Origin of the sequence: Streptomyces sp. NBC_00286 (assembly GCF_036173125.1) — a bacterium.
In the GTDB taxonomy this organism is placed as follows: Bacteria; Actinomycetota; Actinomycetes; order Streptomycetales; family Streptomycetaceae; genus Streptomyces.
On record NZ_CP108054.1, the window covers coordinates 3,025,621 to 3,038,559 of the forward strand.

Annotated in this window: 6 protein-coding genes; 5 read left to right on the plus strand and 1 reads right to left on the minus strand. The window is 69.5% G+C overall.

What is annotated here, in order from left to right; translation table 11 throughout:
* Window positions 1-122: 122 nt before the first annotated feature.
* Complete coding sequence (glgP, locus tag OHT21_RS13510) at window positions 123-2,750, minus strand: alpha-glucan family phosphorylase (RefSeq protein ID WP_328768523.1); 2,628 nt, start codon at window positions 2,748-2,750, stop codon at window positions 123-125.
* Window positions 2,751-3,208: 458 nt separating this feature from the next.
* Here glgP and OHT21_RS13515 point away from each other — a divergent pair, with 458 nt between their 5' ends.
* The 5 genes from OHT21_RS13515 to glgB all read left to right on the plus strand — a co-directional run bounded on the left by OHT21_RS13515 (window position 3,209) and on the right by glgB (window position 12,912).
* Window positions 3,209-4,408, plus strand: a complete 1,200-nt coding sequence (locus OHT21_RS13515; RefSeq protein WP_328768524.1) for a S8 family peptidase — start codon at window positions 3,209-3,211, stop codon at window positions 4,406-4,408.
* 776 nt (window positions 4,409-5,184) lie between these two features.
* Window positions 5,185-7,176: an alpha-1,4-glucan--maltose-1-phosphate maltosyltransferase gene (locus OHT21_RS13520; RefSeq protein ID WP_328774073.1), complete on the plus strand. Its 1,992-nt coding sequence runs from the start codon at window positions 5,185-5,187 to the stop codon at window positions 7,174-7,176.
* Entirely contained in the window at window positions 7,173-8,873 is a 1,701-nt protein-coding gene (gene treS / locus OHT21_RS13525; RefSeq protein WP_328768525.1) for a maltose alpha-D-glucosyltransferase, read from the plus strand. Before OHT21_RS13520 ends, treS begins: the two co-directional genes overlap by 4 nt.
* A 211-nt stretch (window positions 8,874-9,084) precedes the next feature.
* Window positions 9,085-10,482 carry a maltokinase N-terminal cap-like domain-containing protein gene (locus OHT21_RS13530; RefSeq protein ID WP_328768526.1) on the plus strand — a complete coding sequence of 466 codons (1,398 nt, stop codon included), beginning with the start codon at window positions 9,085-9,087 and terminating at the stop codon, window positions 10,480-10,482.
* A 93-nt stretch (window positions 10,483-10,575) separates the two neighbouring features.
* Window positions 10,576-12,912 carry a 1,4-alpha-glucan branching enzyme gene (gene glgB / locus OHT21_RS13535; protein ID WP_328774074.1) on the plus strand — a complete coding sequence of 779 codons (2,337 nt, stop codon included), beginning with the start codon at window positions 10,576-10,578 and terminating at the stop codon, window positions 12,910-12,912.
* Window positions 12,913-12,939: the final 27 nt, after the last annotated feature.

Consider the following 12,939-nt stretch of genomic DNA (forward strand, 5'->3'; position numbering starts at 1 on the left):
TTGTGACACTTGCCGGGGCAAGTGTCACAATTCCCGGATCGCCTACCTGGGGCCCGCAGCGTCGGCTGCCGCGCAGCACGGTGCGCCGGCCGGCCGCTCAACCACAACCGGGGCGGCCACGCTCACCGCATCAAAACCCCCGCCGCCTCCACCAACTCCTCCGAAGGAACCGCCACCAACCCCAACTCCGCGCTCGACGCCAGGAGTCGGTGCGTAGGCAGGATGCGGACCGTGTAGCCGAAGGGGCCTGTGCGGTCCAGGGAGAGGGGGCCCTCGTAGTGCCAGTGGCCCTCCTGGTCCGGGCCGCCTGCTGGTTTCAGGGGGATCGCTGTGCCGTCGGTGATGCGGTCCTCCGCGTCTACTCGGCCTGAGACGGCCTGGACCTCGACGTCGTCGGGGGCCAGGTCACCCAGGCCCACTTGGACGCGTAGGGACATGGTTGTGCCTAGTTCTGCCGTCGTCGTGGCTGCCGATGTCTCCACGTGGTCGACCGTTACGCGTGGCCAGGCCGTGCGGATGCGGGACTTCCACGTCGCCAACTCGCGGGCGGAAGAGGGGTCCATGGAGCGGTGGGCGCGGGCTGCGGGGGCGTAGAGGCGTTCTACGTACTCGCGGACCATGCGGCCGGCTAGGACCTTCGGGCCGAGCAGGGTCAGGGTCTGGCGGACCATTTCGATCCAGCGGTCGGGGAGGCCGGCGGGGCCGCGGTCGTAGAAGCGGGGGGCCACGCGCTGCTCCAGCAGCTCGTACAGCGCCGACGCCTCCAGATCGTCGCGGCGGTCCTCGTCCGTCGCCTCCGTGCCGTCCGCCGTGGGGATTGCCCAGCCGAAGTCCGGCTGGAACCATTCGTCCCACCAGCCGTCCAGGACCGACAGGTTCAGGCAGCCGTTCAGCGCCGCCTTCATGCCGGACGTGCCGCAGGCCTCCAGGGGGCGCAGCGGGTTGTTGAGCCAGATGTCGCAGCCGGGGTAGAGCTTCTGGGCCATCGCCATGCCGTAGTCCGGGAGGAACACGAGCCGGTGGCGTACGCGCGGGTCGTCCGCGAAGCGCACCAGTTCCTGGATGAGGCGCTTGCCGCCGTCGTCCGCCGGGTGCGCCTTGCCCGCCACCACGATCTGGACGGGGCGCTCGGGGTGCAGCAGCAGGTCCAGCAGCCGGTCGCGGTCGCGGAGCATCAGGGTCAGGCGCTTGTACGAGGGGACGCGGCGCGCGAAGCCGATCGTCAGTACGTCCGGGTCCAGCACGCCGTCGATCCAGCCGAGTTCGGCCGTGCCGGCGCCGCGCTGGCGCCAGGACGCGTACAGCCTCTCCCGTACTTCCGTGACCAGCTGCTCGCGCAGTACCCGGCGCAACTCCCAGATGTCCTGGTCGGGGATCTCCGCCACGGCGTCCCAGCGGTCCGAGGCGCCGACCGTCATGGCGTCCTCCGTGCGCTGCGCGCCGATCTGGCGGGCGCCGAGCCGGAAGACCTCGGGCGCCACCCAGGTGGGCGCGTGCACCCCGTTCGTCACGGAGGTGATCGGCACCTCGTCGGCGTCGAAGCCCGGCCAGAGCCCGGAGAACATCTCCCGGCTGACGTGCCCGTGCAGCAACGACACCCCGTTGGCGCGCTGGCCGAGGCGCAGGCCCATCACCGCCATGTTGAAGAGGTTCGGTTCGCCCCCCGGATACGTCTCCATCCCGAGCTGGAGAATCCGCTCCACCTCGATCCGCGGAAGCTCCGCGTCGGGGCCGAAGTGCCGGGCCACCAGCTCCCGGTCGAAGCGGTCGATTCCGGCGGGCACGGGGGTGTGGGTCGTGAAGACGGTTCCGGCGCGGACCGCCTCCAGCGCGGCGTCGAAGTCCAGGTCGTCATAAGAGAGTTCGTGAATACGTTCAAGACCGAGGAACCCGGCGTGCCCCTCGTTCGTATGGAAGACCTCCGGCCTCGCGTGCCCGGTCAGCCGGCAGTACGTACGGACCGCCCGCACCCCGCCGATCCCCAGCAGCATCTCCTGGAGCAGCCGGTGCTCGCTTCCGCCCCCGTACAGCCGGTCCGTCACACCGCGCTCGCCGAGGTCGTTCTCCTCGACGTCCGAGTCGAGGAGCAGCAGCGGAACCCGGCCGACCTGCGCCACCCAGATACGGGCCCGGAGCGATTTCTCGCCGGGCAGGGCCAGGGAGACATGGGAGGGCGTGCCGTCCTCCTCGCGCAGCAGCGACAGCGGGAGTTCATTCGGGTCGAGTACCGGATAGTGCTCCTGCTGCCAGCCGTCCCGCGACAGCGTCTGCCGGAAGTAACCGTGCCGGTAGAGCAGTCCGACACCGATCAGGGGTACGCCGAGATCGCTGGCCGCCTTGAGATGGTCCCCGGCGAGGATGCCGAGGCCGCCGGAGTACTGGGGCAGCGCGGCCGTGATGCCGAACTCGGGTGAGAAGTAGGCGATGGCGGCGGGCAGTTCGGACGACTGGGACTGGGTCTGGTACCAGCGGGCGCCGGTCACGTAGTCCTTCAGGTCGTCGGCCGCCGCGGCGAGCCGCCGCAGGAAGCGCCGGTCCTCGGCCAGCTCGGCGAGCCGTCCGGGCGAGACGTTCCCGAGGAGGCGTACGGGATCGTTCTCGGAGGCGGCCCAGCGCTCGGGGTCCACGGACTGGAAGAGATCACGGGTCTCGGCATGCCAGGACCAGCGCAGATTGCGCGCCAGATCACTGAGCGGGTGAAGGGCTTCGGGGAGTACGGGACGCACGGTGAACCTGCGGATGGCCTTCACGAGCTTCCACCTTCACGGGGGCCTACGCGGCAGCGGTGCGCACATGCTTACGCGTGCGCGCCTTTTGTCATCCATGACGGTAGCGGGGCGGTGCCGCCGTAACCACGGCGCCGGTCGCTCCGCGGGTGGGGCAGTTCTTCGTCTGCCGGCCCGACGTGGCTGGTCGCGCCCCGCGGCGGAGCCGCAAATGTCACAGCCCCGCGCCCCTGAAGGGGCGCTCCTCCTGCACCGGAGTTGCAGACGGCACCGTCTCGCATTGTGCCCGTACAGAACCCGGCTTGAAATCGCCGCAACCTTCACACGTAAAGCACGCGAGATATGGCCGATTCCGCCACGTCGCGCGGCCTTGTGGCACGTCACAGCGCACGAGAGGCTGCCAGAGGCGATCCGACCTGCACCTGTCAGGGCACCGCGCAACTGCGGTCGGAGTACGTCGAGTTGAGGAGGGGAACTCACACATGGCAGTGACGCACAAAAGGCGTCTGTCCTGGGCAGGAGGCCTCACCGCGGTCGTTACGGCCGCGGTGCTTTCGGCCACCACCCTGCCCGCACAAGCCGCCCCACTGGGGCAGATACTCGGCGCCGACGCCCCCGGTTCCGTCAGTGGCAGCTACATCGTCACGCTCAAGGGCGGAACGAAGGCCCCGTCGAACGCGGGCAAGGGCCTCGTCGAAAAGTACGGGGCGAAAATCAGCCACACCTACAGCACCGCGATCAATGGCTATGCGGTGAAGGTCGACGAGCAGCAGGCCAAGCGGCTGGCCGCCGACTCACGCGTGGCCGCGGTCACGCAGGACACCAGAGTCACTCTCGATCACACGCAGAAGAACCCGCCGTGGGGCCTCGACCGGATCGACCAGCCGAACCTGCCGCTGGACAAGAGCTACACGTGGCCGGAGTCCGCGGGGCAGGGTGTGACGGCGTACGTCATCGACACCGGAATCCGCACCACGCACCAGGACTTCGGCGGCCGGGCGAGCTCCGGCTGGGACTTCGTCGACAACGACGCCACCGCGCAGGACGGCCAGGGCCACGGCACACATGTGGCGGGCACGATCGCCGGCACGACGTACGGCGTCGCGAAGAAGGCGAAGGTCGTCGGGGTCCGCGTACTCGACAACGAGGGTGCGGGCACCACGGCCCAGGTGATCGCGGGCATCGACTGGGTGACCAAGAACGCCCAGAAGCCCGCCGTCGCCAACATGAGCCTGGGCGGCTTCGCGAACGCCCAACTCGACGCCGCCGTACGCAACTCCATCGCGTCCGGCGTGACGTACGCGGTCGCGGCCGGCAACGACGGACTTCCGGCCAGCCTGTACTCGCCGGCCCGGGTCCAGGAAGCCGTCACGGTCGGCGCGAGCGACCCGGCGGACGCGCGGGCGAGCTTCTCGAACTGGGGCGCACGGCTCGACCTGTTCGCGCCCGGCGTGGACGTCACCTCCGCGTCGAACGCGAGCGACACGGCGAAAGCCACCTTCTCCGGTACGTCGATGGCGTCGCCCCACGCCGCGGGCGCGGCGGCACTGTACCTCGCCGATCACGCCACGGCGAGTCCGGCCGACGTGAGCAAGGCGCTTGTCTCGCAGGCGGCGTCCGGGAAGATATCCACCGCCGGCCTCGGCTCGCCGAACAAGCTCTTGCAGGTCAGCAACCCCTAAGTAGTTGTGCATTCACCGACCGGCCTCGTCCGCCATGTATCACTGGACGGGGCCGTTCGTGTGCGCGGAGATACGCGCGAGTAGTTAACAACGTGCCGGATTGCCCACCCGATTAGGGTGGGAAGGCTCCCCCGTACGCCCAGCAGGACCCACCTCCCCACACCCCCATCCGCCCACCAACGTTGACGCGGACAGGAGCGGTCATGCCCGCCACGCACCACTCGTCATCACCTCCGACGCACAGCGCCACCACGCCTCCCGCAAACGGGGCGAATGCCGGTCCTCCGCAGCAGGCGGCGGCCGAGAAGCCGGACCAGGCAGCGGCCGAAAAGCCCGCCACGGCCGAGCCCTCCCCCGCGAAGGCGGCGGAGGCCTCACCCACGAAGAAGGCAGCGGCCAAACCGGTGAAGACAGCCAAAGCCACACCCGCGAAGAAGGCGGCAGCCAAACGGGCGAAAGCCACACCCACCAAGGCCACACCCGCCAAAGCCACGAAGGCTACGAAAGCTGCCAAGGCTGCCAAGCCTGCGAAAGCAGCGAAGACCGCCAAGGCCACGACGGCGAAGGCCAAATCAGCGAAGGCCAAATCGGCGAAGACCGCGCCGCCGAAACCCGAGTCGCCACAAGCCGAGCCTTTGGCCCAGGCCGAACCCACAGAAGCCACGCCACTGGACACCACGGCACCAGACGCCTCGGTACCGGACGTCACGACACCGAACACCGCGCCACCGAACGTCACCGCACCGAACGCCGCACCACTCGGCGACGGCGCCCTCATCGGCCGTATCCCCGTCCTGGACGTCCGCCCCCTACTGGCCTGCGGGCGCCGCCCCGCCAAAGCCGTCGTGGGCGAGGCGTTCGAGATCTCGGCGACGGTGTTCCGGGAGGGCCACGACGCGGTCGCCGCCAACGTCGTACTGCGGGACCCGGAGGGCCAGGCCGGTCCCTGGACCCCCATGCGGGAGCTGACGCCCGGTACGGACCGATGGGGCGCCACCGTCTCCGCATCGAAGGAGGGCCGCTGGACCTACACCGTGGAGGCCTGGGGCGACCCGATCAGCACGTGGCGTCATCACGCGCAGATCAAGATCCCGGCGGGGATGGACACCGAGCTGGTCCTGGAGGAGGGCGCGCAGCTGTACGAGCGGGCCGCCGCCGGAGTTCCGGAGAGCCGGGGCCGCCGTGACACGATCCTCGCCGCCGCGGCAGCCCTGCGCGACACCGCTCGCCCCGCCGCGGCCCGCCTCGCCGCCGCCCTGACCCCGGACGTGGACCATGTCCTGGCCCGCCACCCGCTGCGCGAATTCGTCTCGTCCTCCGAGCAGTTGCCGTTGTTGGTGGAGCGGGAGCGGGCGTTGTACGGCTCGTGGTACGAGTTCTTCCCGCGCTCGGAAGGCGCCATCGTCGAGACCGGCAAGCCGACGGTCAGCGGCACCTTCCAAACGGCCGCCCGGCGGCTGCCGGCGATCGCCGCGATGGGCTTCGACGTGGTCTACCTGCCGCCCATCCACCCGATCGGCACCACCTTCCGCAAGGGCCCCAACAACACCCTGAACGCCGGCCCGCACGACGTGGGCGTGCCGTGGGCGATCGGCTCCCCGGCGGGCGGCCACGACGCCGTCCACCCCGACCTGGGCACCCTGGACGACTTCGACGCCTTCGTGGCGACGGCCGGCGAGCTGGGGATGGAGATCGCGCTGGACTTCGCGCTGCAGTGCTCCCCGGACCACCCCTGGGTGGACAAGCACCCGCAGTGGTTCCATCACCGCCCGGACGGCACCATCGCGTACGCGGAGAACCCGCCGAAGAAGTACCAGGACATCTACCCCATCGCCTTCGACGCCGACATGGACGGCCTGATCGCCGAGACGCTGCGGGTGCTGCGGTTCTGGATGGCCCACGGGGTACGGATCTTCCGCGTGGACAATCCGCACACCAAACCGGTCGTCTTCTGGGAGCGAGTGCTCGCGGACATCGGCCGCACCGACCCGGATGTGATCTTCCTGGCGGAGGCGTTCACGAGGCCGGCGATGATGCACACCCTCGCCCAGATCGGCTTCCAGCAGTCGTACACCTACTTCACCTGGCGCAACACCAAACAGGAGCTGACCGACTACCTGACCGAACTGTCCGGCGAGGCCGCCTCCTACATGCGGCCGAACTTCTTCGCGAACACCCCGGACATCCTGCACGCCTATCTGCAGCACGGCGGCCGGCCGGCGTTCGAGGTGCGGGCGGTGCTGGCCGCCACCCTCTCCCCCACCTGGGGCATCTACAGCGGCTTCGAGCTGTGCGAGAACACCCCGGTGCGGGAGGGCAGCGAAGAGTACCTGAACTCGGAGAAGTACCAACTGCGTCCGCGAGACTGGGAGTTGGCGGAGCGCGAGGGCCGTAGCATCAGCCCCCTCATCACCCGGCTCAACGAGATCCGGCGTGCCAGCCCGGCCCTGCGCCAGCTGCGGGATCTCCACTTCCACCAGGCGGACAAGGAGGAGGTGCTGGTGTTCAGCAAACGGGCGGGGACGGACATCGTGCTCGTGGTGGCGAACCTGGATCCGCACCACACCCAGGAGGCCACGGTCTCGTTGGACATGCCGCGACTCGGCCTGGACTGGCACGAGACCGTGCCGGTGCGCGACGAGCTCACCGGCGCCACCTACCACTGGGGCAGGGCCAACTATGTGCGCCTCGAGCCCGGCAGGCAGCCGGCGCACATCTTCAAGGTTCTGCGACCGTCCTCACCGATCGGAGGGTCACCCACACCATGATCGTCAACGAGCCCGTTCAGGACACCTTCGAAGACACCCCCGCCAAGGACCGCGACCCGGAGTGGTTCAAACGCGCGGTGTTCTACGAAGTCCTCGTCCGCTCCTTCCAGGACAGCAACGGCGACGGCATCGGCGACCTCAAAGGCATCACCGCCAAGCTGGACTATCTGCAGTGGCTCGGCGTCGACTGCCTCTGGCTGCCGCCCTTCTTCAAATCACCCCTCAGGGACGGCGGCTACGACGTCTCCGACTACACCGCCGTGCTGCCCGACTTCGGGGACCTGGCCGACTTCGTCGAGTTCGTGGACGCCACGCACCAGCGGGGCATGCGCGTGATCATCGACTTCGTCATGAACCACACCAGCGACCAGCACCCGTGGTTCCAGGAGTCGAGGAGCAACCCCGACGGCCCGTACGGCGACTACTACGTATGGGCGGACGACGACAAGCAGTACCAGGACGCGCGGATCATCTTCGTCGATACGGAGGCCTCCAACTGGACCTTCGACCCGGTCCGCAAGCAGTACTACTGGCACCGCTTCTTCTCGCACCAGCCGGACCTCAACTACGAGAACCCGGCGGTCCAGGAGGAGATGATCTCCGCGCTCAGGTTCTGGCTGGACCTGGGCATCGACGGCTTCCGCCTGGACGCGGTGCCGTACCTGTACCAGCAGGAGGGCACCAACTGCGAGAACCTCCCGCAGACCCATGAGTTCCTCAAGCGGGTGCGCAAGGAGATCGACGAGCACTATCCGGACACAGTGGTCCTGGCCGAGGCGAACCAGTGGCCCGAGGACGTCGTCGACTACTTCGGCGACTACAGCGTCGGCGGCGACGAATGCCACATGGCCTTCCACTTCCCCGTCATGCCGCGGATCTTCATGGCCGTGCGCCGCGAGTCCCGCTACCCCGTCTCCGAGATCCTCGCCAAGACCCCCGCCATCCCGTCGGGCTGCCAGTGGGGCATCTTCCTGCGCAACCACGACGAACTCACCCTGGAGATGGTCACCGACGAAGAACGCGACTACATGTGGGCCGAATACGCCAAAGACCCCCGCATGCGCGCCAACATCGGCATCCGCCGCCGCCTGGCCCCCCTGCTGGACAACGACCGCAACCAGATCGAACTGTTCACCGCGCTGCTGCTGTCGCTGCCCGGCTCGCCGATCCTGTACTACGGCGACGAGATCGGCATGGGCGACAACATCTGGCTCGGCGACCGCGACGCGGTCCGCACCCCCATGCAGTGGACCCCCGACCGCAACGCCGGCTTCTCCTCCTGCGACCCCGGACGGCTGTACCTGCCCACGATCATGGACCCGGTCTACGGCTACCAGGTCACCAACGTCGAAGCCTCCATGAGCAGCCCCTCGTCGCTGCTGCACTGGACCCGCCGCATGATCGAGATCCGCAAACAGAACCCCGCCTTCGGCCTGGGCTCCTACACCGAACTGCCCTCCACCAACCCCGCCGTCATCGCCTTCCTGCGCGAATACAAAGACGACCTGGTGCTGTGCGTGCACAACTTCTCCCGCTTCGCCCAGCCCACCGAACTCGACCTGCAAGCCTTCAACGGCCGCCACCCCGTCGAACTCATCGGCGGCGTCCGCTTCCCCGCCATCGGCGACCTGCCCTACCTCCTCACCCTCGCGGGCCACGGCTTCTACTGGTTCCGCCTGCGCAAGGACATGGCGTAGAACAGAGGACGTAGAACAGATGGCGTAGAAACGTAGACCCGTGCCCCGCGCGGACCCCACCACCGGAGTCCGCGAGAGGCGCGGGGAACTGCGCGAAAACGACAGGCGGGGGCGGTTTTCACCGCCCCGCCCTGGGCACGCATCAGTAACACCCCGCGCACCGGCGCGCCCCGGAGGCGACCCGAAGAAACAGGGGAAAGGACGCGACGCCATGTCGGAAGCCGTCACCCGCCCCGCCACCACGAGCCCGGGTCTCCTCGCGTCCCTGGATCCATTGTTGCGGGAGTGGCTGCCGAGACAGCGGTGGTTCGCGGGCAAAGGGCGACCGGTCACCGGTTTCTCGCAGGTCGCGGCGGTCGAGCTGCTGCCGTGGAACGCGAGACTCGGGCTGCTGCATCTGCTCGTACGGGCCCATCAGCCGCTCACTGCCTCCCACGGCACCCAGCCACATCCAAGCGACTGCTACCAGCTTCTGATCGGCGTCCGCGAGACGCTGCCGCCACGGCTGGCGCCCGCGCTGATCGGCCACCCCGAAGAGGGGCCACTGGCCGGGCGGACGGTGTACGAGGCGCTGCACGACCCGCGCGCCGCCGATCTGCTCCTCGAGGCGCTGCGGACGAGGACGCAGGTCGGTGCGCTGCGCTTCGAGCGCGACACCCGGCAGGAGCTCCGGGACGATCTGGTGCCACGGGTGGTGACGGCCGAGCAGTCCAACTCCTCGATCGTCTACGGAGATACGTTCATTCTGAAGCTGCTGCGCCGCATCCTGCCCGGCGTCAACCCCGATCTGGAGCTGCCGATGGCGCTGGCCCGCGAGCACTGCCCGCGGGTGCCCGCGCCGGCCGGCTGGATGATCGGGGACCTGGACGGCGATACGTACGTCCTGGGTGTGCTGCAGCGCTTTGTGCGCGGGGCCACGGACGGCTGGGATCTCGCGCTGCGTGAGTTGGCCAAGGGCGAGGACTTCACCGGCGAGGCGCGGGCGCTGGGGCGGGCCACCGCCGAGGTGCACACGGCGCTGGCCCGTGCGCTGCCGACGGTCACGCTGGGCCACACCCAGATGGAGACACTCGTCGACGGCATGATCGAGCGGCTGGAGGCGGCGGTCCAGGCGGTGCCCGCGCTGCGTCCGCACGCACCCGGGCTGCGGTCCGCGTTCGCGGCGCTCGCCGAGCTGGCGGCGGAGGGCGAAACCTGGACCGCACAGCGGATACACGGCGATCTGCACCTCGGGCAGTGCCTGCGGGCCCCGGCCGGAGACTGGTCGCTGATCGACTTCGAGGGCGAGCCGTCGAAGCCGCTCACCGAGCGCCGGCTGCCCCAGCCGACCGCACGCGACGTCGCGGGCATGCTCCGGTCCTTCGACTATGCCGCGCACTCCCACGAGCCGCTCGTCTCCGACTGGGCCGATCGCTGCCGGTCCGCGTACTGCGCCGGATACGCCGAGGTCAGCGGGCGTGACCCGCGCTCCGAGCCCGTACTGCTGCGGGCGTACGAGACGGACAAGGCGATCTACGAGGTCGTGTACGAGGCCCGGCACCGGCCCGACTGGCTGCCCGTACCGCTGGCCGCGGTGCACCGACTGGCCGGCGGTCTCGCGGCTCCCTGAACCGCCCCACCTCACCCCGCCGAGGAGACACCGCCTGTGACATCCCGCCCGGACCCAGCCGACCAGCAGCCGAAGAGCACGAAGGCCAAGGCCATGAACGAGGTACCCAAGCCAGGTGTCAGCCCTCAGTCCGCCCCGGGGGAGGACGTGCGGCCCGCGGGGGCCCCGACCGAGCCGTCCGACGCGGCGGCCACGGTGCAGCCCGGTGCGGCGGCCGCGGTGCCGCCCGGTGCCGAGGTGCGCCCCCTGGCCGTACTCGATCGCGGTGACCGGGAGCGGCTGCTGGGCGGGGCGCATCATGATCCGCATTCCGTGCTCGGGGCGCATCCGGTGGCGGACGGTGTGGTCTTCCGGGCGCTGCGCCCGTACGCGCGCTCGGTGACCGTGGTGACGGACGAGCTGCGGTCCGAGCTGCACGACGACGGGGAGGGCTTCTTCTCCGCCGTGCTGCCGCTGCGGGAGGTGCCGGCGTACCGGCTGCTGGTGGAGTACGAGGACACCGTCCAGGACGTCGAGGACCCGTACCGTTTCCTGCCCGCCATCGGCGACCTTGATCTGCATCTGTTCGGTGAGGGGCGCCATGAGCAGTTGTGGAAAGCGCTCGGCGCGGAGCCGATGGAGCACCACGGGGTGAGTGGCACCCGCTTCACGGTCTGGGCGCCGAACGCGCGCGGAGTGCGGCTGGCCGGATCGTTCAACTTCTGGGACGGCACGGCTTACCCCATGCGGTCGCTGGGCTCGTCCGGGGTGTGGGAGCTGTTCGTGCCGGGGCTCGGCGAGGGCGAGCTCTACAAGTTCGAGATCACGCGGCCCGACGGTTCGAAGACGATGCGGGCTGATCCGATGGCGCGGCGTACCGAGGAACCGCCCAAGACGTCCTCCGTCGTCACCGCCTCGCACCACGAGTGGCAGGACGAGGAGTGGCTGTCCCGCCGGGCGGCCAGGCCCGCCCATGAGTCGCCGATGTCGGTGTACGAGGTCCATCTCGCGTCCTGGCGCCCCGGGCTGACGTATCGCCAGCTCGCCGAGCAACTCCCCGCCTACGTCTCCGAGTTGGGCTTCACCCACGTCGAGCTGATGCCGGTCGCCGAGCACCCCTTCGGCGGCTCCTGGGGCTACCAGGTCACCGGCTTCTACGCACCCACCGCCCGCCTGGGCACCCCCGACGACTTCAAATACCTCGTCGACGCCCTGCACCAGGCCGGCATCGGCGTGATCATGGACTGGGTGCCCGCGCACTTCCCGCGCGACGACTGGGCCCTGGCCGAATTCGACGGCCGCCCCCTGTACGAGCACGAGGACCCCCTGCGGGCCGCGCACCCCGACTGGGGCACCCTGGAGTTCGACTACGGCCGCCGCGAGGTACGTAACTTCCTGGTCGCCAACGCCGTGTACTGGTGCGAGGAGTTCCACATCGACGGCCTGCGCGTCGACGCCGTCGCCTCCATGCTGTACCTGGACTACTCCCGCGAGCACGGCCAGTGGACGCCCAACGTGCACGGCGGCCGCGAGAACCTCGACGCCGTCGCCTTCCTCCAGGAGATGAACGCCACCGTGTACCGGCGGGTGCCCGGCGTCGTCACCATCGCCGAGGAATCCACGGCCTGGGACGGCGTCACGCGCGCCACCGACCACATCGGGCCCGGCGGCTTCGGCGGCCTCGGCTTCGGGCTGAAGTGGAACATGGGCTGGATGCACGACTCGCTCGGCTATGTCTCGAAGGAGCCGGTGCACCGGAAGTACCACCACAACGAGATGACGTTCTCGATGGTGTACGCCTACAGCGAGAACTACGTGCTGCCGATCTCGCACGACGAGGTCGTGCACGGCAAGCGGTCGTTGGTGTCGAAGATGCCGGGTGACTGGTGGCAGCAGCGGGCGAACCATCGGGCGTATCTGGGCTTCATGTGGGCGCACCCCGGCAAGCAACTCCTCTTCATGGGGCAGGAGTTCGCGCAAGGGGCGGAGTGGTCGGAGGCGCATGGGCCGGACTGGTGGCTGCTGGATCCGGCGTACGGGGCGGAGGCGGACCACCGAGGTGTACGGGACCTGGTGCGCGACCTGAACTCGGTCTACCGGCGGACTCCGGCCCTCTGGGAGCTCGATACGGATCCGACCGGGTTCTCCTGGGTCACGGGTGACGCGGCGGAGGACAACGTGTTCGCGTTCCTGCGCTTCGACGCGGCGGGTTCGCCGTTGCTGGTGGTGTCCCACTTCTCGCCGGTGGTCCGGCGCGAGTACCGGGTCGGGGTTCCGGCCGACGTCCCTGCTTGGCACGAGTGCCTGAACACGGACGCCGCTGCGTACGGCGGCAGCGACGTCACCACCCCCGACCCGCTCAAGCCGGACGCCCAGGGCTGGCACGGGCGCCCGGCGAGCATCCGGCTTACGCTGCCGCCGCTTTCTACGGTGTGGCTGCGGCCGGCGTAGGGGGGATGGTTTCGCCCCCGCCGCCCC